Origin of the sequence: Citrobacter braakii, from assembly GCF_002075345.1 — a bacterium.
Taxonomy (GTDB): domain Bacteria; phylum Pseudomonadota; class Gammaproteobacteria; order Enterobacterales; family Enterobacteriaceae; genus Citrobacter; species Citrobacter braakii.
Genome location: NZ_NAEW01000003.1, coordinates 437,753 through 458,378, shown reverse-complemented (window position 1 = coordinate 458,378; position 20,626 = coordinate 437,753). Strand labels below are relative to the sequence as shown.

Here is a 20,626-nt window from a genome sequence, read left to right as displayed (position 1 = left end):
CTCGCATCGTTAACGCCGACGGCGACGCGTGGGTTTCGCTTTTTCTTTTGGTTTTACTATAACGTCTGGCACAGCAGGTTGCTCTATCGGAAATATGGGTAATGCGTTCAGTAAACGCTTGCCATAGCTTTTGGTCAATAAACGCTTGTCATAAATAACCACTTCTCCCCAGCAGCCGTGGCTACGAATGAGTCGCCCAACCTGCTGGATCAAATTGAATGACGCCGCGGGCAAGCTCTGCACCTCAAAGGGGTAGCGGTTCAGGCTTTTCAGCCACTCGCCCTCGGTGATCACCACCGGGCTGTCGATAGGCGGAAAAGCAATTTTGTGAATATGCACCTGGGTCAGCAAGTCGCCTTTCAAATCCAGACCTTCGGCAAAAGATTGCAGCCCAATCAGTACGCTACGCTCGCCGTTGGTCACCCGCTTGCGGTGCAGCTCCACCAGTCGATAGCGCGGCTGGTCGCCCTGTACCAGCAACAGCAGACGCAGATCGGTAACGTGCTCAAGAAAACGCTGCATTGCCCGACCGCTGGCAAAGAGTACCAGCATGCCCTGATGCTTTTTACTTTCCAGCTGTTCGCGGAAATAGGCGGCCATTTCCGCGATATGCTGCTCTTCGTTATCAATTGACGGTTCGTAGCGCATCTGCGGAATGACGATTTTGCCTTGCTCAACGTGATTAAACGGTGAATCCAGCGCGATAAACCTGTCCCCTGCTTTTTCTTTCAGCCCGCTCATCTCCTGCAAACGCGAGAAGCTGTTGAGCGAACGCAGCGTGGCGGAGGTCACGATAATATGCGGTACGCTGCGCCACAGCAGTCGTTCAAGCTGATCGCTCACACGGATCCCCACACAGTGGAACCAGACGTGGATCTGCCCGTCACGCACTTCGCGCGTCGCCCATTTACTCACCGGCGCGCCTGACGACTGCGCGAGCGAAGCCAGCCGCCACAGTTTGCTTTGCGCCTCAAACATGCCCAACGCCCGATTCATCTGCAAAATAACCCGATGCAGACGCACAATATCGTGGGTGCCGGTTTTTTCGCTGAGATCGTTGAGGAACAGTTCCGCCAGACCGCGCAGCATTTCTGTTAGCTTCGCCAGACGCTGACAAATCTCCATCACTTCCGCAGGCAGTTCGCCCATCGCGAAGCGGTGTTCCGCCTCCTGGGTCGCAGGCATGTACAGATTAAGAATGTTATTGAGCGATGAAATCAGCTCATACAGTTCCTCACAGTGACCGTTCAGACGCTCGGCATTCGCCAGCGGCGGCGTGGTTTTTGGACGAAACTGTTCCAGGCAGGTGGCCACTAATTTGCAAAACAGATCCAACTGCAGTCGATACCAGGGGGCGCTGATTTCTGCGCTCATCTCCAGCGCATCGCGCGCGACGTCCGGCAAATGGTGACCTTCATCAAGGACCAGCAGCAGGTTCTTCGGCTCCGGCAAAACAGCTTCGCTTTCCATGGCCGCCATCACCAGCGCGTGGTTAGCCACCACCACTTCGGCTTCCTGAATCTCACGGCGGGCGACAAAAAAGGGGCATTCACGATAGTAGTGACAGTTACGATTCAAACAGCTGGCTTTATCAGTGCTCAGGCGCTGCCAGAGTCCGTCGTCGATAGCGATATCCGTGTGATCGCGCAGCCCGTCCCACTTGTAGCTGTCGAGATCGCCTTTTAGCCTGGCGCAGCGCTTTTGTTCTTCCTGGTTGTTGGGCGTCAGGTCATCGTCGAGAAAGGCCAACAGATCCTGCTGATTGGGTTCGCTACTGGCCAGCGCCGCTAAATTACGCGGGCAGACATAACGCCCGCGACCAAACGCGGCGGTAAAACGCAGATCGGGGATAATTTTGCGCAGCAGCGGTAAATCTTTGCTGTAGATCTGATCCTGTAAAGCAACGTTGGCGGTACTGACCACCAGCGTTTTTTGTTCTTCACGCGCTATGGCAATACCGGGAATCAGGTACGACAGCGTTTTCCCCACCCCGGTCGGCGCTTCAATTGCCAGATGCCGCCCTTCTTCCCCGGTGAGCGTTTTCGCGACGTCAGCAATCATCTGCCGCTGGGGCGCACGGGGAATAAAGTCGGGGATCTGTTCCTGAAGCGCCTTATACCAGGCGGCAATTTGCGCTTTTAGCGCGGCCGTTAGTGCCATGAGAAAACCTGAAATACTGTATAAACAGCCACTATTGTGGCACTTTCTGATACGTGTCGCAAAAAGAAAAGCCCGACCTTTCGGCCGGGCTCGCAATTACTGCGCTGAAGACGGTTTGCGCGGACGGCGCGGTGGACGAGGCTTATCGCCCGCCGGTTTGCCTTCGCCGCTACGCGGTTTCGCTTTTGGCGCACCGCCATCCTGACGACGCGGCTGCTGACCACGCCCAGCTCCCCCCTGACCGCGACCACCGCCGCCACGCTGCTGGCGACCATTCTGGATCGGCTCGGCTTTGATGGACGGGTCTGGCTCGTAGCCTGGCATCGCAATTCGCGGGATCTCTTTTTTCAGCAGCTTCTCGATGTCACGCAGCAGCTTGTGTTCATCGACGCACACCAGAGACAACGCTTCGCCGGTAGCGGCCGCACGACCGGTACGACCAATACGGTGCACGTAATCTTCCGGGACATTTGGCAGCTCGTAGTTCACCACGTGCGGCAGCTCTTCAATATCCAGACCGCGCGCGGCAATATCGGTCGCCACCAGCACACGAATATCACCGGATTTAAAATCAGCCAGCGCACGCGTACGCGCCCCCTGAGATTTATTACCGTGGATCGCCGCGCTGCGAATGCCGTCTTTATTCAGCTGTTCCGCCAGATGGTTCGCACCATGTTTGGTACGGGTAAACACCAGCACCTGCTGCCAGTTGCCCTGACCGATCATCTGCGACAACAGTTCACGTTTACGCTTTTTATCAACAAAATGAACGTGCTGAGTCACCTGCTCTGACGCGGTATTACGGCGCGCCACTTCGATTTCCAGCGGATTGTGCAGCAGCTTTTCGGCCAGCGACTTAATATCATCAGAGAATGTTGCTGAGAACAGCAGGTTCTGGCGTTTTGCCGGCAGTTTCGCCAGAACGCGACGGATATCATGAATAAAGCCCATATCCAGCATGCGGTCAGCTTCATCCAGTACCAGAATCTCAACCTGATCCAGTTTCACCGCATTCTGGTGTTCCAGATCGAGCAAACGACCAGGCGTGGCGATCAGCACATCCACACCGCCGCGCAGCTTCATCATCTGCGGGTTAATGCTCACGCCGCCGAAGACCACCAGCGAGCGAATATTCAGATACTTACTGTAATCACGTACGTTTTCGCCAATCTGGGCCGCCAGTTCGCGGGTTGGCGTAAGGATCAGCGCACGCACCGGACGACGGCTTTTGCCATGCGGCTGATGGGTAATCAGGTGCTGCAACAGCGGCAGGGTAAAACCTGCCGTTTTCCCCGTACCGGTCTGGGCGCTGGCCATCAGATCGCGGCCTTCCAGCACGGCAGGGATCGCCTGCTGCTGAATAGGGGTAGGTTCACGGTAACCCTGCTCGGCAACGGCACGTAAAATATCAGGGTTTAAACCAAGGGAATCAAAAGACATAACAACTCCGAACCACCCTGACCGTTACCGGTGTCGTTTTCAGGGAGATACATATAATAAAGATGACAAAAACCACAATGTCATGAAGGGGCGGAGTGTAGCAGTTTTTGTGATGTGCCGCATAAATTATCCCTGCGCTGAAAAATAACGGTCCGGACTGGACAAGGTTACACATCAGTCATAATCTTAATCAATCGATTGATTAAGATCTGAGTCGTGCTATGAATACACCCACCATGACAACCAAAGGTGAACAGGCGAAAAATCAGCTCATTGCCGCCGCGCTGGCGCAGTTTGGTGAGTATGGTCTGCACGCCACTACTCGCGATATCGCCGCGCAGGCCGGGCAAAATATTGCTGCCATCACCTACTATTTTGGCTCAAAAGAGGATTTATATCTCGCCTGCGCCCAGTGGATTGCGGATTTTATCGGCTCACAGTTTCGCCCGCATGCTGAAGAAGCCGAGCGTCTGTTTGCTCAGCCGGAACCGGATCGTGGCGCGATGCGCGAACTGATCCTCCGCGCCTGCAAAAATATGATCATGCTGTTAACCCAGGACGATACCGTTAACCTGAGCAAATTTATTTCGCGCGAACAGCTTTCCCCCACCGCGGCTTATCAACTGGTGCACGACCAGGTTATCAATCCGCTACATACTCACCTGACGCGCCTGATTGCTGCCTATACCGGCGGCGATGCCAACGATACCCAAATGATCCTGCACACCCACGCCCTACTCGGCGAGGTACTGGCCTTTCGTCTGGGGAAAGAAACCATTCTGTTGCGTACGGGCTGGTCACAATTTGATGAGGATAAAACCGCGCTGATTGACCAAACGATCACCTGTCACATCGATCTTATTCTGCAAGGTTTAACGCAAAGGAGTCTGGAGTCATGAAAAAACCTGTCGTTCTCGGGCTGGTCATCGCGGCCCTCGTTGCCGTGATTGCCGGTGGAACGTGGTGGTATCAAAGTCGGCAAGATAACGGTCTGACGTTGTACGGCAATGTCGATATCCGTAGCGTCAACCTGAGTTTTCGCGTCGGCGGCAGGCTGGCCTCGCTGGCGGTTGACGAAGGCGATGCCATTACCGCCGGTCAGGTGCTGGGCGAACTGGACCGTGCACCGTATGAAAACGCATTAATGCAGGCAAAAGCGAATGTTGCCGCCGCGCAGGCGCAATACGATCTGATGCTGGCAGGGTATCGTGAAGAAGAGATCGCGCAAACCGCAGCGGCAGTCAAACAGGCGCAGGCAGCCTATGATTACGCGCAAAACTTTTACAATCGGCAGGTGGGATTGTGGAAAAGCCGCACTATCTCCGCCAACGATCTGGAAAACGCCCGTTCATCACGCGATCAGGCGTTGGCCTCTCTGAAATCCGCACAGGATAAACTCACCCAATACCGCAGCGGTAATCGTGTGCAGGACATTGAGCAGGCGAAAGCCACGCTCGAACAAGCTCAGGCCGAGCTGGCCCAGGCAGAGCTTAATTTGCATGACACCACGCTGACCTCGCCGTCTGACGGCACGTTACTCACCCGTGCGGTCGAACCCGGCAGCATGTTGAACGAAGGGGGCACGGTACTGACGCTGTCACTCACGCGTCCGGTATGGGTTCGCGCCTACGTTGACGAACGAAATCTGAGCCAGGCGCAGCCAGGACGCGAAATCCTGCTTTACACCGATGGCCGTCCGGACAAACCGTATCACGGTAAAATCGGCTTCGTGTCGCCCACCGCGGAGTTTACCCCAAAAACAGTCGAGACCCCTGACCTGCGCACCGACCTGGTTTATCGCCTGCGTATTGTGGTGACCGACGCGGACGATGCGCTGCGCCAGGGAATGCCGGTAACGATAAAGTTCAGCGATGAGGCACGGCATGAATGACGCCGTCATTACGCTGAATGGACTGACGAAAAACTTTGCCGGAATGGATAAACCGGCCGTCGCCCCGCTCGACTGTACCGTTCATGCGGGCTACGTGACCGGGCTGGTCGGGCCGGATGGCGCTGGCAAAACCACGCTGATGCGAATGCTGGCAGGGCTGTTGAAACCCGACGCCGGTAGCGCAACGGTGATTGGTTTTGATCCCATCAAAGACGACAGCGCGCTGCATGCGGTACTGGGTTACATGCCGCAGAAATTTGGTCTGTATGAAGATTTGACCGTCATGGAGAACCTCAATCTCTATGCAGATTTACGTAGCGTTACCGGTGAAGCGCGAGAAAAAACCTTTGCCCGACTACTGGAATTTACCTCGCTGGGGCCGTTTACCGGACGACTGGCCGGCAAGCTTTCCGGCGGCATGAAGCAGAAGCTCGGACTTGCCTGTACGCTGGTCGGTGAACCCAGCGTGTTACTGCTGGATGAGCCTGGCGTGGGCGTCGACCCTATTTCCCGTCGCGAACTGTGGCAAATGGTTCATGAGCTGGCCGGGGACGGCATGCTGATCCTCTGGAGCACTTCGTATCTGGATGAAGCTGAACAATGCCGTGATGTGCTGCTGATGAACGAAGGTGAATTGCTGTATCAGGGCGATCCCACTCAGCTTACGCAAACCATGTCGGGTCGCAGCTTCCTGATGAGCAGTTCGCAGGAAAATAACCGCCGACTGCTGCAACGCACGTTAAAACTGCCGCAGGTTAGCGACGGGATGATTCAGGGGAAATCCGTCCGCCTAATCCTGAAAAAAGAAGCGACGGCCCAGCAGATTCAAAACGCTGACGGCATGCCGGAGATAACCATCAACGAAACCGCCCCCCGCTTCGAGGATGCCTTTATCGATTTACTCGGCGGGGCCGGAACATCGGAGTCCCCGCTGGGCGCTATCCTGCATACCGTGGAAGGCACGCCAGGTGAAACGGTGATCGAAGCCAAAGCGCTGACCAAAAAATTTGGCGATTTTGCCGCTACCGACCACGTAGACTTTGCCGTGCAGCGCGGCGAGATTTTTGGTTTGTTAGGCCCCAACGGCGCGGGCAAATCCACTACCTTTAAAATGATGTGCGGCCTGCTGGTCCCCACTTCGGGTAAAGCGCTGGTGCTGGACATGGACCTGAAGGTCAGCTCCGGTAAAGCGCGCCAGCATCTGGGCTATATGGCGCAGAAATTCTCCCTGTATGGCAACTTGACAGTTGAACAGAATCTGCGCTTTTTCTCCGGCGTCTACGGCCTGCGCGGTCGGGCGCAGAAGGAGAAAATCGAGCGGATGAGCGAGGCATTCGGCCTGAAGAGTATCGCCTCCCACGCCACCGACGAACTGCCGCTGGGCTTTAAACAGCGCCTGGCGCTGGCCTGTTCGCTGATGCATGAACCCGACATTCTGTTCCTCGATGAACCCACTTCCGGGGTCGATCCCCTCACCCGTCGGGAGTTCTGGTTACATATCAACAGCATGGTGGAAAAAGGCGTCACGGTGATGGTGACCACCCACTTTATGGATGAGGCAGAATACTGCGATCGCATCGGGCTGGTGTATCGCGGCAAACTGATTGCCAGCGGTACGCCGGATGACCTGAAAGCTCAGGCTGCTGACAGTGAGACGCCAGACCCGACCATGGAACAGGCGTTTATCACGCTAATCAATGACTGGGATAAGGAGCATACGCATGAGTAACTCCGTTCTCTCCTGGCGTCGCGTACGCGCGCTGTGCGTGAAAGAGACGCGCCAGATCGTCCGCGATCCCAGCAGTTGGCTGATTGCGGTGGTGATCCCGCTGCTGCTGCTGTTTATCTTCGGCTACGGGATCAACCTCGACTCCAGCAAGCTGCGGGTAGGGATTTTGCTCGAACAGCAAAGCGAAGAGGCGCTGGATTTTACCCATACCATGACCGGTTCACCGTATATTGACGCCACCATCAGCGATAACCGTCAGGAATTGATTGAGAAAATGCAGGCCGGGCGCATTCGCGGGCTGGTGGTGATCCCGGTGGATTTCGCCCAGCAGATGGCGCGACCCAACGACGTGGCGCCGATTCAGGTGATCACCGACGGTAGTGAACCGAATACCGCTAACTTTGTACAGGGTTATGTCGAAGGCATCTGGCAGATTTGGCAACAACAGCGGGCGGAAGATCGCGGAGAATCATTTGAACCTTTGATCGACGTGCAGACCCGCTACTGGTTTAACCCGGCGGCCATCAGCCAACATTTTATTATTCCCGGGGCGGTAACCATCATCATGACGGTTATTGGCGCTATCCTCACCTCATTAGTGGTGGCGCGCGAATGGGAGCGCGGAACCATGGAAGCGCTGTTGTCTACCGAAGTCACCCGCGTCGAACTGCTGCTGTGTAAACTGATCCCCTATTACTTTCTGGGCATGCTGGCGATGCTGCTGTGTATGCTGGTGTCGGTGTTTATTCTCGGCGTGCCCTATCGCGGTTCGTTGCTGATCCTGTTTTTCATTACCAGTCTGTTTCTGCTCAGCACGCTCGGCATGGGGTTGCTTATCTCCACCATCACCCGCAATCAGTTTAACGCCGCGCAGGTCGCGCTAAACGCCGCCTTCCTGCCCTCGATTATGCTGTCGGGTTTTATCTTCCAGATAGACAGCATGCCGGCGATTATCCGGGCAGTAACCTATATTATTCCGGCTCGTTATTTCGTCAGCACCCTACAAAGCCTGTTTCTGGCGGGAAATATTCCGGTGGTGCTGATTATCAACGTGCTGTTTTTAATCGCTTCGGCGGTGATGTTTATTGGCCTGACGTGGCTTAAAACCAAACGTCGGCTGGATTAAGGGGACGGGCATGTTTCATCGCTTATGGACATTAATTCGTAAAGAGCTGCAATCGCTGTTACGTGAACCGCAGACGCGAGCCATTCTGATTTTACCGGTGCTGATTCAGGTTATTCTGTTCCCGTTCGCGGCCACGCTGGAAGTCACCAACGCCACAATCGCTATCTATAACGAAGACAACGGTAAACATTCGGTGGAGCTAACCCAGCGCTTCGCTCGCGCCAGCGCCTTTACGCACGTTCTGCTGCTGAAAAGCCCGCAGGAGATCCAGCCCACCATCGACACGCAAAAAGCCCTGTTGCTGGTGCGCTTCCCGGCCAACTTTTCGCGTAATCTGGATACCTTCCAGCAGGCTCCCATGCAGATTATTCTCGACGGGCGTAACTCTAACAGTGCGCAAATTGCCGCGAATTATCTGCAGCAGATCGTTAAGGAGTATCAGCAGGAGCTGATGGACGGCAAGCCGAAACCGAACAACAGCGAGCTGGTGGTGCGTAACTGGTATAACCCGAATCTGGATTACAAATGGTTTGTGGTTCCGTCGCTGATCGCCATGATCACCACCATCGGCGTCATGATCGTCACTTCGCTCTCGGTTGCCCGCGAGCGCGAGCAAGGCACGCTGGATCAGTTGCTGGTCTCCCCGCTTACCACCTGGCAGATATTCATCGGTAAAGCGGTGCCCGCGTTAATTGTGGCAACGTTTCAGGCCACCATTGTGCTGGCGATCGGCATCTGGGCTTATCACATTCCGTTTGCCGGTTCATTGGCGCTGTTCTATTTCACGATGGTGATTTACGGGCTGTCGCTGGTCGGCTTTGGTCTGCTGATTTCATCACTGTGTGCCACCCAGCAGCAGGCGTTTATCGGCGTGTTTGTGTTTATGATGCCGGCGATTTTACTTTCAGGCTACGTCTCGCCGGTCGAAAATATGCCGGTCTGGCTACAGAATCTGACGTGGATAAACCCAATCCGCCATTTTACGGACATCACGAAACAGATTTACCTGAAGGATGCGAGTCTGCAGATTGTGTGGGGAAGTTTGTGGCCGCTGTTGGTGATAGCGGCCACGACCGGCTCAGCGGCGTATGCGATGTTTAGACGCAAGGTGATGTAGCTTTTTGTCTTTCGCCAACAGCGAGACCACGGCGGGTCCGGCAAGGATCACCAGCCCCGCCAGGGCCAGCAAGACGTTGTTTTGCAGCACGCGCGACAGCAACCACAGTACGATCATCGCGGCACCGAAATACCACGTGGTAGTCAGTTCTTCCAGCACATCAGCTACGTCGCGCCAGCGCTGCTCATGGTGACGTTGCAAGGCCAGCATTAATAAAACCGTTACGCCGTAAACGACGCATAATCCCAGGCCGACGCGCACCAGCGTACCGCTCATCCAGCCCATTACCAGCAACGCCACTACCAGTAAATGCAACACAATCTGCCAGCAACTTAGACCCGTTGCGACACGAACACGTTGTTGCCACCTCATGGCTTTTCTCCTGAAGGATTTTCAACTAATTATTCAGAGTACCGGACTTTACGGAAAATTCCGCAACACCGCATCTTTTTGTGACGACGACTACACTATTTTATTTAGGAAGTGACGCCAACGGGAGGCTCATGAGCGGATCGGGAGTTCAATTTTCATTCAATGTGCTCACCATTAATACTCACAAAGGGTTCACCGCCTTCAACCGGCGTTTTATTTTGCCTGAGCTACGGGAGGCTGTCAGAACGGTCGGTGCAGATATTGTCTGCCTGCAGGAAGTTATGGGCGCGCACGATGCTCACTCGCTGCAAATTGAGAACTGGCCGGATACCACCCACTACGAATTTCTGGCGGACACCATGTGGAGCGACTTCGCCTACGGGCGTAACGCCGTGTACCCGCAAGGGCATCACGGTAACGCGGTGCTGTCGCGTTATCCCATTGAACATTATGAAAATCGCGATGTGTCCGTCGGCGCGAGTGAAAAGCGCGGGGTCCTCTACTGCCGCATCGCGCCGCCAATGCTCTCGCACCCAATCCATGTCATGTGCGTGCATCTCGGTTTGCGTGAAGCACACCGTCAGGCCCAGCTCGCTATGCTGGCTGACTGGGTCAATGCCCTGCCCGACGCGGAGCCCGTGGTGATCGCCGGAGATTTTAACGACTGGCGGCAAACGGCCAATCACCCGCTGAAAGCCAGGGCCGGCCTTGACGAGATTTTTACCCGCGCCCACGGTCGCCCGGCGCGGACGTTTCCGGTGCAGTTTCCCCTGCTGCGTCTGGACAGGATCTACGTGAAAAACGCGAATGCCAGTACCCCAACGACGCTGGCGCTGCGTCACTGGCGACATTTGTCCGATCATGCCCCCCTGAGTGCGGAGATTCATTTATGAAAAATGGCTGGCGTGAAGGCAATCAAATTCAACTGCTGGAAAACGGCGATCAATACTATCCCGCCGTCTTTGACGCCATTGAACAGGCACAGCAAAAAATTATCCTTGAGACCTTTATCTGGTTTGAAGATGCGGTCGGAAAACAGCTGCATGCCGCCTTGCTCGGAGCCGCCCAGCGCGGAATCAAAGCAGAGGTGCTGCTGGACGGTTACGGTTCGCCGGATCTTAGCGACAGTTTTGTCGAAGAGTTGACCGTAGCTGGCGTTGTTTTCCGCTACTACGATCCGCGCCCGCGTCTGTTCGGTATGCGCACCAATCTCTTTCGCCGTATGCATCGCAAAATTGTGGTCATTGATGACCGTGTTGCCTTTGTCGGCGGTATTAATTATTCCGCTGAACACATGTCTGATTACGGTCCCGAGGCCAAGCAGGATTATGCCGTTCGCGTGGAAGGTCCTGTCGTGGCCGACATCCTGAAATTCGTGCTGGAGAACTTACCGGGACAGAGCGCCGTACGACGCTGGTGGCGACGTCATCACCGGGCAATTGAGAATCATCGGCCTGGCGAAGCGCAGGCGCTGTTTGTCTGGCGCGATAACGAAGAGCATCGCGATGATATTGAACGCCACTATTTGAAAATGCTGACCCAGGCCCGGCGGGAAGTGATCATTGCCAATGCCTATTTCTTTCCGGGTTATCGCCTGCTGCATGCCCTACGAAAAGCTGCGCGACGCGGCGTTCGGGTAAAACTCATCGTCCAGGGTGAACCGGATATGCCGATTGTGAAAGTGGGTGCCCGCCTGCTGTATAACTATCTGGTTAAAGGCGGCGTCCATGTCTATGAATACCGGCGTAAGCCCCTGCATGGTAAAGTCGCGCTGATGGACGATCATTGGGCGACGGTAGGTTCCAGCAATCTCGACCCGCTTAGTCTGTCGCTCAATCTGGAGGCGAATCTTATTATTCATGACCGCACGTTTAACCAGACCCTGCGTGACAACCTGAACCCCATTATTGCGCAGGACTGCAAGCGAGTTGATGAATCAATGCTGCCAAAACGCACCTGGTGGAACCTGACCAAAAGCGTGCTGGCCTTCCACTTTTTACGCCACTTCCCGGCGCTGGTCGGCTGGCTACCGGCGCATACCCCGCATCTGGCCGAGGTAGAACCACCCGCACAGCCAACTCTGGAAACCCAGGATCGTATTCCAACTGAGGATGCAGGAGGGGAAACCTGATGCCAAAAAACCACCGACGCTGGCGCTTAGCGAAAAAGATCCTCACATGGCTATTTTTTATTGCGGTCATCGTATTGCTGGTCGTTTATGCCAGTAAGGTCAACTGGCAGGAAGTGTGGACGGTAATTCGCGATTACAATCGGATCGCCCTGCTCAGCGCCGTAGGGCTGGTGATCGTCAGTTATTTACTTTACGGCTGCTATGACTTGCTCGGGCGCTACTACTGCGGGCACAGGCTGGCAAAACGCCAGGTCATGCTGGTGTCGTTTATCTGTTACGCCTTCAACCTGACGTTAAGCACATGGGTGGGCGGTATTGGGATGCGTTATCGTCTCTACTCGCGTCTCGGATTACCGGGGAGCACAATTACGCGAATTTTTTCACTGAGCATTACCACCAACTGGCTGGGCTATATTCTGCTGGGCGGTTTTATTTTCACCTTCGGCGTCGTTGAACTGCCCGCGCACTGGTATATCGATGAAGGTACGCTACGCCTCTTAGGCATTGCGCTGCTGCTGATGATTGTTGTTTATCTGTGGTTTTGCGCTTTCGCTAAACATCGCCACATCACCATCAAGGGCCAAAAACTGGTACTGCCCTCCTGGAAATTTGCCCTCGCGCAAATGGCGATATCCGGTACTAACTGGATGGTAATGGGGGCGATTATCTGGCTGTTGCTGGGTCAGAATATCAACTATTTCTTCGTGCTGGGCGTGCTGCTGGTGAGCAGTATTGCCGGTGTTATCGTGCATATTCCGGCGGGGATTGGCGTGCTGGAGGCGGTCTTTATGGCGCTGCTGGCAGGAGAGAATACCTCTCAGGGGACAATCATTGCCGCCCTGCTCGCGTATCGCGTGCTGTACTATTTTATTCCGCTGTTGCTGGCGCTGATGTGCTATTTGCTGCTGGAGAGTCGGGCGAAAAAGTTGCGGGTAAAAAACGAGAAGGCGATGGCGAAATGATTCACCGGATGGCGGCTTACGCCATCCGGCAACAGAGAGTTAACGACGATTGCCGAAGATACGCAGCAGCATCAGGAACAGGTTGATGAAGTCCAGATACAGCGTTAAGGCCCCAAGAATTGCGTATTTACGCAGATTTGAGCTGTCACGCAGGTCGATCTGCTCACCAATATTTTTCAGCTTCTGCGTGTCATAAGCGGTCAGGCCGACAAACACAATCACCCCAATATAGGTCACCGCCCACATCAGCGCTTCGCTCTTCAGCCAGAAGTTAACCAGCGAGGCCAGCACAATACCGATCAGCGCCATAAACAGCATATTGCCGAAACCGCTGAGATCGCGTTTGGTGGTGTAGCCGTACAAACTCATGATCCCGAACATCCCGCCGGTGACCACGAAGGTGCTGGCGATAGACGAGTAGGTATAGACGATAAAAATGCTTGATAGCGTCAGCCCGGTTAATGCCGAATAGAGCATAAACAGCGTGGTCGCCATTCCCGCGCTGAGCCTTTGCACCATGCCGGACAGGACGAACACCAGCGCTAGCTGGGCGATGATCAGTCCAAAGAAGGTGATTTTGCTGGAGAAGACAAACATCATCACCGCGGGCGTATTTGCTGCATACCAGGCGATAAACGCCGTCAGCAACAATCCGCAGGTCATCCAGCCGTACACCTGCGCCATATACGTTTGCAGGCCGGAACGGGCCTGTACAATAGAATCGGATCGTGGGAATCGGTCCATGACAATCTCCTGAATCAGTATGAGCCTACACCAATTGTACTCTACCAGCGTTTTGCTGCTAGCTTATCGCTGTCGCGGGCATCAACCCAGCGCTCACCTTCTGGCGTGGCCTCGCGCTTCCAGAACGGTGCGCGGGTTTTCAGATAATCCATAATGAACTGCCCGGCATCAAACGCGCTGCTGCGATGCGCACTGGTCACGCCAACAAAAACGATTTCGTCACCCGGCCACAGTTCGCCAATGCGATGAATGACCGTTACTCGTCCCAGCGGCCAGCGCGCACGCGCTTCGTCGACAATCTCCGCCAGCGCTTTTTCGGTCATTCCCGGATAGTGTTCCAGCGTTAACGCCTGCACGCTATCGCCGAGATTGTGATTGCGGACTTTACCGGTGAAAGTGACCACCGCGCCATCTTCATCGCGTTCGGCCAGCCAGGGATACTCATCCCCGACGCTGAACGGCGCATGACCAACAACAATTCGCGTTTCAGCCATCTTAGCCTCCGGTTACCGGTGGGAAGAAAGCCACTTCGTCACCCGCATTAAGGGGATGGTCAAAACTGACCAGCGTCTGGTTTACCGCGGCCAGCAGCTTGCCGTCTTCCAGCGCCAACGCCCAGCGATCGCTTTTTGCCGCAAGACTCCGGCGCAGCGCTTCTACCGTTGCAAACTCAGCGGCGACTTCTATCGCATCCGTGTTCACCAATTCCCGTACCTGAGCAAAGAAAAGAACCTTAATCATGCGCATCCACCTTAAAATCTCCCGATTTACCGCCGCTTTTAGCCAGCAGACGCACCGGACCAATCACCATATCCTTTTGCACCGCTTTGCACATATCGTAGATGGTCAACGCTGCCACGGAGGCCGCCGTTAACGCTTCCATTTCGACGCCGGTTTTCCCGGTCAGGCGACACAGCGTTTCAATGCGTACGCGGTTGTGTTCCGGCTCGGCGTGCAGATTAACTTCAACCTTGCTCAACATCAGTGGATGGCACAGCGGGATAAGATCCCAGGTCCGTTTGGCGGCCTGAATACCGGCAATACGCGCCGTGGCGAAAACGTCGCCCTTATGGTGGCTGCCGTCGATAATCATCGCCAGCGTTTCGCTACGCATGGTCACGAATGCTTCTGCACGCGCCTCGCGTACGGTTTCCGCTTTGGCGGAGACATCCACCATATGCGCTTCGCCAGCGGCGTTAATATGAGTCAGTTGCGACATACTTATTTCTTCAAATGTGGGTGGAAATTACACGGACGCGTACGGGCATCGAGCTGCGGCGCAATGATATTTTCCCATGCGGTACGACACGCCTTAGTCGACCCCGGCATGGCGAAAATCAGCGTTTTGTTGGCCACTCCGGCAATCGCCCGGGATTGCAGCGTCGCGGTGCCAATCTCTTCAAACGACAGCATACGGAATACTTCACCAAACCCTTCGACTTCTCTGTCGAACAGCGGTTGCAGCGCTTCTGGCGCCTGGTCCCCTTCGGTTAAGCCCGTGCCGCCTGTAATGAGCACGACCTGCACATCCTCACTGGCAATCCATGCAGAAACCTGGGCGCGAATGGCGTAGCGGTTCTCTTTGACAATCGCCTTGTCGACAATCTGATGACCCGCCTCTTGCGCCGAGTCACGCAGATAATGGCCGGAGGTGTCATCTTCTTCGCCGCGACGGTTGGAAACAGTAAGAATAGCAATGCGTGTCGGGATAAATTCAGCGCTTACCTGACTCATGAAAAACTCCTTTTAGCGATCAGCCGCCAATGTAAGATAAGTTTTGCGTAATACCGGTATTGTTCTGATGCAGGAAATGAGTCTGCTTTTTCTCCAGCAGCGCGGCGGAAATGCGTTCTTCCAGCGCCGACTGCTGAGCGTCATCTTCCAGCAAATCACGCAGGCTTACGCCGCCTTCACCAAATAAACACAGATGCAGTTTGCCGACAGAGGAAACGCGCAGACGGTTGCAGGTGGCGCAGAAGTCTTTCTCATAAGGCATGATCAGACCAATTTCACCAGCATAGTCAGGATGACAGAAAACCTGAGCCGGGCCGTCGCTGCGCTGTCGGATCTGGTGGATCCAGCCGCGACGCAACAGCTCATCACGCAGGACCTGGCCTGAGATATGGTGTTTACGGAAGAGAGAGCTGCCCTCGCCCGTTTCCATCAGTTCAATAAAGCGTAGTTGGATAGGACGGGGCTGAACCCACGCCAGGAAGGTGTCCAGTTGATGATGGTTTACGTCGCGCATCAGCACGGTATTGACTTTCACTTTTTCAAAACCCGCATCAAAGGCGGCGTCAATGCCTGCCATCACCTGCTGAAATTTGTCCTGCCCGGTAATGGCGTGAAACTGACGGGCATCGAGGCTGTCGACGCTGACGTTCAGTGCGGTCAGTCCGGCATCGCGCCAGGCAGCGGCATCACGCGCCAGACGATAACCATTAGTGGTCACCGCAATCTGACGGATGGCATCGTTTTCGCGCACGGCGGCGATAATGTCGGTAAAGTCGCGACGCAATGAAGGTTCGCCCCCTGTCAGACGCACTTTTTCCGTTCCCAGACTGGCGAACGCGCGCGTGACGCGGCGAATTTCATCAACGGTCAAAAAGCCGTTATTGGTGACACCGCCGGGCTTATAGCCATCCGGCAGGCAGTAGGTGCAACGAAAGTTACACACATCGGTAATCGACAAACGTAAGTAGTAAAACTTACGTGCGAAAGCATCGGTAAGTTGAGAGCCCATGTACACCTTTCCAAATACGGGAGACGTAGTCATTTCTTCCTACGCCCTGGTGACAAACTTATTCAAGTATTGTCACGGCCAAAGCACCGTATCATTTGACCCAGGTGCAGAGGCTAGAGTGTTTATTCTCGTCATACTTCAAATTGCAGAAGCGTGGGCTTTATTCGTTCACCCCAGTCACGTACTTATGTCCGCTTACGGGGGATTTTCTCGCTCACTGCCTTCCTGCAACTCAAATTATTCAGAGTACATTGTGGTTATGCCGATACTAGCGTGTAAATGACGCTTTTGCCATGTACACTTTCGTTGTATAAATACATACATAGCGACATGATCGTGCAATTTCGCTACAGAATAAGCAAAAACCACAGTTTTGCATTGATATACATCATCTTGCCAGCAGGTGAATCTCGTCAGAAAGGAGTAGATCGCAGAAAAAAATTACGCCAGATTCCGCCTGGATAATTGCTGAAAACACACTATTTACGTTACTGTAGCGCCGATCAATTGATATCAGGAAAATATATGCGCACTCGCACGCTGGCAGATCTGGACCGCGTTGTCGCTCTCGGCGGAGGGCATGGATTGGGACGCGTTCTCTCCTCTCTTTCCCCTTTAGGTTCACGCCTGACGGGGATCGTCACCACGACCGATAACGGCGGGTCGACAGGTCGTATTCGTCGCTCTGAAGGAGGCATTGCCTGGGGAGACATGCGTAACTGTCTGAACCAGTTAATTACTCAACCCAGCGTTGCATCCGCCATGTTTGAGTATCGTTTTGGCGGTAATGGTGAGCTTTCCGGGCATAACCTCGGAAATCTGATGTTAAAGGCGCTCGATCACCTCAGTGTGCGGCCTCTGGAAGCCATCAATTTAATTCGTAGCCTGCTGAAAGTTGATGCGCATTTAATTCCGATGTCGGAGCTGCCGGTGGATCTGATGGCTATCGACGATCAGGGACATGAAGTCTATGGCGAAGTGAATATCGATCAGCTCACCATCCCGCCTCAGGAACTGATGCTGTCGCCAAAAGTCCCCACCACGCGGGAGGCAGTTGAAGCTATCGCCGAAGCGGATTTGATTTTGATCGGACCCGGCAGTTTTTACACCAGCCTGATGCCGCTCCTGCTGCTCGACGAATTGGCGCAGGCATTACGTCGCACACCTGCCCCGATGGTCTACATCGGCAATCTGGGTCGTGAATTAAGCCTGCCAGCAGCCAGCCTGACGCTTAACGATAAGCTGGCAATCATTGAACAGTACGTTGGCAGGAAAGTAATTGATGCGGTGGTTGTGGGCCCGAAAGTAGATGTATCCACCGTTACCGACCGCGTTGTTATTCAGGAAGTGCTGGAAGCCAGCGACATTCCCTACCGCCATGACCGCCAGCTATTGCATTACGCGCTGGAGAAAGCGGTACAGGCGCTGGGGTAAGTGGAATTACCTGATGGGCTGCGCTTATCAGGCCTACAAACGCGATCTACTCCCACAGGCCGGATGAGGGGGTTCCCCCGCCTCCGGTACAATCTTACGATGCCGCGATAAACAACTCGCGCAACTGATGCAACTGGTCGCGGATTGTCGCAGCCTCTTCAAATTCAAGATTCTGCGCATGCTGCATCATCTGCCCTTCCAGCTCATGAATCTTCTGCTGCAGCGCTTTTGGCGTCATATCCAGTTCGACAATTTCAGACTTCGCGCCTGCGCGTGACTTCCCTTTGCCTTTCGCCTTAGTCTTCGCAATATTCTGACCCAGCGCCAGAATATCGACCACTTTCTTGTTCAGCCCCTGCGGCGTAATACCGTGTTCTTCGTTGTAGAGCTGCTGTTTCTCACGACGGCGTTCAGTTTCACCTATCGCCTTAGCCATTGAGGCGGTAATTTTGTCGCCGTAGAGAATAGCCTTCCCGTTGATATTACGCGCCGCACGACCGATGGTCTGAATAAGCGAACGTTCCGAACGCAGGAACCCTTCTTTGTCTGCGTCCAGAATCGCCACCAGTGAGACCTCAGGCATATCCAGACCCTCACGTAACAGGTTGATACCCACCAGCACGTCAAACTCGCCCAGACGCAGGTCACGAATGATTTCCATACGTTCCACGGTATCGATGTCTGAGTGCAGATAGCGCACCCGCTCACCGTGCTCTTCGAGGTATTCGGTGAGATCCTCTGCCATCCGTTTCGTGAGCGTAGTGACCAGCACACGTTCGTTAATCGCCGCACGGATGCGGATCTCAGACAGCAGATCGTCAACCTGCGTCGCCACCGGGCGTACCTCAATGATCGGATCCAGCAGGCCGGTCGGTCGTACTACCTGATCGACGACGTCATCACCGGATTTCTCCAGCTCATAGTTGCCCGGCGTCGCTGAGACGTAGATGGTCTGCGGGGCCAGCGCTTCAAACTCTTCAAATTTAAGCGGACGGTTATCCAGCGCCGACGGCAGACGGAATCCGTATTCGACCAGAGTCTCTTTACGCGCCCGGTCACCACGATACATACCGCCAATTTGCGGGATAGTGACGTGGGATTCATCCACCACCAGCAGGCCGTCGGCAGGCAGGTAATCAAACAACGTCGGCGGCGGCTCGCCGGGGCCACGCCCGGACAGATAGCGGGAGTAGTTTTCAATCCCCGAGCAGTAACCCAGCTCATTCATCATTTCCAGATCGAACTGCGTACGCTGACTTAGCCGCTGTTCTTCCAGCAGTTTGTTATTTGCCAGCAGGACCTTGCGCCGCTCTGCCAGCTCAACTTTGATTTCTTCCATCGCCTGCACGATACGTTCGCGCGGCGTCACGTAGTGCGTTTTAGGATAGATGGTGTAGCGCGAAATCGTGGATTCAACCTGCCCGGTAAGCGGGTCAAACAGCGATAAACGTTCGACCTCTTCATCAAACAGTTCCACGCGCAGCGCAATGTCGTCGGATTCAGCCGGGAAAATGTCGATCACTTCACCACGCACGCGGAAGGTTCCGCGCTGAAATGCCTGATCGTTGCGGGTATATTGCAGTTCCGCCAGGCGGCGCAGGATCGCACGCTGGTCGATAATCATCCCTACCGTCAGATGCAGCATCATTTTCAGATACAGATCCGGATCGCCCAAACCATAGATAGCGGAAACTGACGCGACGACAACGACATCCCGACGTTCCAGCAGCGCTTTGGTCGCTGACAGACGCATCTGCTCAATATGTTCGTTAACCGAGGCATCCTTCTCGATGAAGGTGTCAGAACTTGGAACGTAGGCTTCCGGTTGATAATAGTCGTAGTAGGAGACGAAATACTCCACCGCGTTATCCGGGAAGAACTCTTTCATCTCACCGTACAACTGCGCGGCCAGCGTCTTATTGGGAGCCAGCACCATGGTAGGCCGCTGCAAGTCCGCAATTACGTTAGCGATGGTGAATGTCTTCCCCGAGCCCGTCACCCCCAGCAGCGTCTGATGCGCCAGACCATCCTCCAGCCCTTCTTCCAGACGGCGAATAGCCTCAGGCTGATCGCCAGAGGGTTTAAAAGCGGAATTTAGTTTGAACGGTTTACTCATGAGCAGCTACCTGAAGCAATGGGCGGGCAGGTGTGTAATTTTACTCGCAGTCGTATATTTTGCCAGTAAAATATACTGGATGAAAAAACAGTAACGCACCAGAATATTTCTGATACGCCATCAGAATGACCGTGACTGCAGGCTAAAATTTGGCCTCAGACAAGATAAAACACCAGCAAAAACGTGTTATCCCCAAAGCAATGACTTTTTTAACATTTGTCAAGCTGCCCGATGAAAGTTTTGTGGCAACGCATGACACTTCTGCGACAGCCATTGATTTTATCTAACATTCTGTAATTTAATGACTATTATCCCGAGCCGTCTTTCGCATCAATTTAGTCGCAGGCCGCGTCTTCTCTCGCTTACATTGTGTTTTCTAACTCTAATACACAAGGTTATCCACAGGAATAGTGGATAACTGCCTCCAGCCCGTATGGACTGTAGCCTGGCAAAAACGCCCTCACTCCCTTTTCCGGAGGGATAAAAAAAATTTATCGCTATTTTTTGATATTTATCAGCTAACGAAGCGGCCTGGAATGGCCGGGATCTTGCTCGCATTTTCATCATTTTCTTGCCTGCACCATTACGACACCGCCAGGCACTGGCAATGTGCACAAAACAACGCCAGCCCTCCGGCTAGCCAGACGTTACCGCCTGCGCG

19 protein-coding genes and 1 riboswitch are annotated in these 20,626 nt (G+C 54.3%); of the genes, 9 read left to right on the top strand and 10 right to left on the bottom strand.

Annotated features, from left to right (window positions below):
* Nucleotides 1–9: 9 nt before the first annotated feature.
* Entirely contained in the window at nucleotides 10–2,160 is a 2,151-nt protein-coding gene (gene dinG / locus BZK42_RS09390; protein WP_046274637.1) for an ATP-dependent DNA helicase DinG, read from the bottom strand.
* Nucleotides 2,161–2,256: 96 nt separating this feature from the next.
* Complete coding sequence (gene rhlE, locus BZK42_RS09385) at nucleotides 2,257–3,600, bottom strand: ATP-dependent RNA helicase RhlE (RefSeq protein ID WP_016152359.1); 1,344 nt, start codon at nucleotides 3,598–3,600, stop codon at nucleotides 2,257–2,259.
* A gap of 221 nt (nucleotides 3,601–3,821) precedes the next feature.
* Between rhlE and cecR the strand changes: the two genes are divergently transcribed.
* The 5 genes from cecR to BZK42_RS09360 are packed head-to-tail and all read left to right on the top strand — an operon-like array spanning nucleotide 3,822 to nucleotide 9,463.
* Entirely contained in the window at nucleotides 3,822–4,499 is a 678-nt protein-coding gene (gene cecR / locus BZK42_RS09380) for a transcriptional regulator CecR (protein ID WP_016152358.1), read from the top strand.
* On the top strand, nucleotides 4,496–5,491 hold the full coding sequence (hlyD, locus tag BZK42_RS09375) for a secretion protein HlyD (RefSeq protein WP_019076344.1): 996 nt from the start codon (nucleotides 4,496–4,498) through the stop codon (nucleotides 5,489–5,491). The genes cecR and hlyD overlap by 4 nt, the downstream gene beginning before the upstream one ends.
* Nucleotides 5,484–7,220 carry an ATP-binding cassette domain-containing protein gene (locus BZK42_RS09370; protein ID WP_016152356.1) on the top strand — a complete coding sequence of 579 codons (1,737 nt, stop codon included), beginning with the start codon at nucleotides 5,484–5,486 and terminating at the stop codon, nucleotides 7,218–7,220. Before hlyD ends, BZK42_RS09370 begins: the two co-directional genes overlap by 8 nt.
* Nucleotides 7,213–8,346: an ABC transporter permease gene (locus tag BZK42_RS09365; protein WP_016156059.1), complete on the top strand. Its 1,134-nt coding sequence runs from the start codon at nucleotides 7,213–7,215 to the stop codon at nucleotides 8,344–8,346. Before BZK42_RS09370 ends, BZK42_RS09365 begins: the two co-directional genes overlap by 8 nt.
* Nucleotides 8,347–8,356: 10 nt before the next feature.
* The gene (locus BZK42_RS09360; RefSeq protein WP_016152354.1) at nucleotides 8,357–9,463 is read left to right on the top strand and encodes an ABC transporter permease; all 1,107 of its coding nucleotides are present in this window, start codon (nucleotides 8,357–8,359) and stop codon (nucleotides 9,461–9,463) included.
* Here BZK42_RS09360 and BZK42_RS09355 read toward each other — a convergent pair.
* Nucleotides 9,425–9,835 (bottom strand): YbhQ family protein, encoded by a 411-nt coding sequence (locus BZK42_RS09355; RefSeq protein ID WP_016152353.1) that lies wholly within the window; start codon nucleotides 9,833–9,835, stop codon nucleotides 9,425–9,427. The two genes, BZK42_RS09360 and BZK42_RS09355, sit on opposite strands and share 39 nt — an antisense overlap.
* A gap of 131 nt (nucleotides 9,836–9,966) precedes the next feature.
* On the opposite strand from BZK42_RS09355, the gene BZK42_RS09350 reads away from it, so the two are divergent.
* From BZK42_RS09350 to BZK42_RS09340, 3 genes are read left to right on the top strand one after another with little or no spacing between them, the layout of a single operon-like run.
* Nucleotides 9,967–10,728, top strand: a complete 762-nt coding sequence (locus BZK42_RS09350) for an endonuclease/exonuclease/phosphatase family protein (protein ID WP_053388796.1) — start codon at nucleotides 9,967–9,969, stop codon at nucleotides 10,726–10,728.
* Nucleotides 10,725–11,966, top strand: a complete 1,242-nt coding sequence (gene clsB, locus BZK42_RS09345) for a cardiolipin synthase ClsB (protein ID WP_080859036.1) — start codon at nucleotides 10,725–10,727, stop codon at nucleotides 11,964–11,966. The genes BZK42_RS09350 and clsB overlap by 4 nt, the downstream gene beginning before the upstream one ends.
* Complete coding sequence (locus tag BZK42_RS09340) at nucleotides 11,966–12,928, top strand: lysylphosphatidylglycerol synthase domain-containing protein (protein ID WP_080859035.1); 963 nt, start codon at nucleotides 11,966–11,968, stop codon at nucleotides 12,926–12,928. The genes clsB and BZK42_RS09340 overlap by 1 nt, the downstream gene beginning before the upstream one ends.
* A gap of 39 nt (nucleotides 12,929–12,967) precedes the next feature.
* On the opposite strand, the gene BZK42_RS09335 is transcribed toward BZK42_RS09340, so the two are convergent.
* The 6 genes from BZK42_RS09335 to moaA form a co-directional block, all read right to left on the bottom strand.
* Entirely contained in the window at nucleotides 12,968–13,672 is a 705-nt protein-coding gene (locus tag BZK42_RS09335; protein ID WP_003831536.1) for a Bax inhibitor-1/YccA family protein, read from the bottom strand.
* Between the two features lie 41 nt (nucleotides 13,673–13,713).
* Nucleotides 13,714–14,166, bottom strand: coding sequence for a molybdopterin synthase catalytic subunit MoaE (gene moaE / locus BZK42_RS09330; protein WP_046274634.1), 453 nt, complete (start codon nucleotides 14,164–14,166; stop codon nucleotides 13,714–13,716).
* Nucleotide 14,167: 1 nt separating this feature from the next.
* Entirely contained in the window at nucleotides 14,168–14,413 is a 246-nt protein-coding gene (gene moaD / locus BZK42_RS09325) for a molybdopterin synthase sulfur carrier subunit (RefSeq protein ID WP_016152348.1), read from the bottom strand.
* A complete protein-coding gene (moaC, locus tag BZK42_RS09320) occupies nucleotides 14,406–14,891 on the bottom strand; it encodes a cyclic pyranopterin monophosphate synthase MoaC (protein WP_003035188.1) in 486 nt (161 codons plus the stop codon). The genes moaD and moaC overlap by 8 nt, the downstream gene beginning before the upstream one ends.
* Nucleotides 14,892–14,893: 2 nt before the next feature.
* Nucleotides 14,894–15,406 carry a molybdenum cofactor biosynthesis protein B gene (gene moaB, locus BZK42_RS09315; protein WP_016152347.1) on the bottom strand — a complete coding sequence of 171 codons (513 nt, stop codon included), beginning with the start codon at nucleotides 15,404–15,406 and terminating at the stop codon, nucleotides 14,894–14,896.
* 19 nt (nucleotides 15,407–15,425) lie between these two features.
* Entirely contained in the window at nucleotides 15,426–16,415 is a 990-nt protein-coding gene (moaA, locus tag BZK42_RS09310) for a GTP 3',8-cyclase MoaA (RefSeq protein WP_065554855.1), read from the bottom strand.
* A riboswitch (molybdenum cofactor riboswitch) is annotated at nucleotides 16,403–16,548 on the bottom strand. Its footprint overlaps the gene before it by 13 nt.
* Before the next feature lie 392 nt (nucleotides 16,549–16,940).
* Here moaA and yvcK point away from each other — a divergent pair.
* Nucleotides 16,941–17,849, top strand: coding sequence for a uridine diphosphate-N-acetylglucosamine-binding protein YvcK (yvcK, locus tag BZK42_RS09305; protein WP_016152345.1), 909 nt, complete (start codon nucleotides 16,941–16,943; stop codon nucleotides 17,847–17,849).
* Between the two features lie 94 nt (nucleotides 17,850–17,943).
* Here the strand turns inward: yvcK and uvrB are convergent, their stop codons facing one another.
* Complete coding sequence (uvrB, locus tag BZK42_RS09300; RefSeq protein ID WP_016152344.1) at nucleotides 17,944–19,965, bottom strand: excinuclease ABC subunit UvrB; 2,022 nt, start codon at nucleotides 19,963–19,965, stop codon at nucleotides 17,944–17,946.
* Nucleotides 19,966–20,626: the final 661 nt, after the last annotated feature.

Bases quoted from the DNA above. Each gene is read 5' to 3' on its own strand.
- BZK42_RS09340 (WP_080859035.1), top strand. From the start codon at position 11,966: ATGCCAAAAAACCACCGACGCTGGCGCTTAGCGAAAAAGATCCTCACA.
- clsB (WP_080859036.1), top strand. From the start codon at position 10,725: ATGAAAAATGGCTGGCGTGAAGGCAATCAAATTCAACTGCTGGAAAAC.
- BZK42_RS09335 (WP_003831536.1), bottom strand. From the start codon at position 13,672: ATGGACCGATTCCCACGATCCGATTCTATTGTACAGGCCCGTTCCGGC.
- hlyD (WP_019076344.1), top strand. From the start codon at position 4,496: ATGAAAAAACCTGTCGTTCTCGGGCTGGTCATCGCGGCCCTCGTTGCC.
- BZK42_RS09365 (WP_016156059.1), top strand. From the start codon at position 7,213: ATGAGTAACTCCGTTCTCTCCTGGCGTCGCGTACGCGCGCTGTGCGTG.
- moaE (WP_046274634.1), bottom strand. From the start codon at position 14,166: ATGGCTGAAACGCGAATTGTTGTTGGTCATGCGCCGTTCAGCGTCGGG.
- dinG (WP_046274637.1), bottom strand. From the start codon at position 2,160: ATGGCACTAACGGCCGCGCTAAAAGCGCAAATTGCCGCCTGGTATAAG.
- rhlE (WP_016152359.1), bottom strand. From the start codon at position 3,600: ATGTCTTTTGATTCCCTTGGTTTAAACCCTGATATTTTACGTGCCGTT.
- yvcK (WP_016152345.1), top strand. From the start codon at position 16,941: ATGCGCACTCGCACGCTGGCAGATCTGGACCGCGTTGTCGCTCTCGGC.
- moaA (WP_065554855.1), bottom strand. From the start codon at position 16,415: ATGGGCTCTCAACTTACCGATGCTTTCGCACGTAAGTTTTACTACTTA.
- cecR (WP_016152358.1), top strand. From the start codon at position 3,822: ATGAATACACCCACCATGACAACCAAAGGTGAACAGGCGAAAAATCAG.
- BZK42_RS09350 (WP_053388796.1), top strand. From the start codon at position 9,967: ATGAGCGGATCGGGAGTTCAATTTTCATTCAATGTGCTCACCATTAAT.
- BZK42_RS09360 (WP_016152354.1), top strand. From the start codon at position 8,357: ATGTTTCATCGCTTATGGACATTAATTCGTAAAGAGCTGCAATCGCTG.
- moaB (WP_016152347.1), bottom strand. From the start codon at position 15,406: ATGAGTCAGGTAAGCGCTGAATTTATCCCGACACGCATTGCTATTCTT.
- moaC (WP_003035188.1), bottom strand. From the start codon at position 14,891: ATGTCGCAACTGACTCATATTAACGCCGCTGGCGAAGCGCATATGGTG.
- BZK42_RS09370 (WP_016152356.1), top strand. From the start codon at position 5,484: ATGAATGACGCCGTCATTACGCTGAATGGACTGACGAAAAACTTTGCC.
- moaD (WP_016152348.1), bottom strand. From the start codon at position 14,413: ATGATTAAGGTTCTTTTCTTTGCTCAGGTACGGGAATTGGTGAACACG.
- uvrB (WP_016152344.1), bottom strand. From the start codon at position 19,965: ATGAGTAAACCGTTCAAACTAAATTCCGCTTTTAAACCCTCTGGCGAT.
- BZK42_RS09355 (WP_016152353.1), bottom strand. From the start codon at position 9,835: ATGAGGTGGCAACAACGTGTTCGTGTCGCAACGGGTCTAAGTTGCTGG.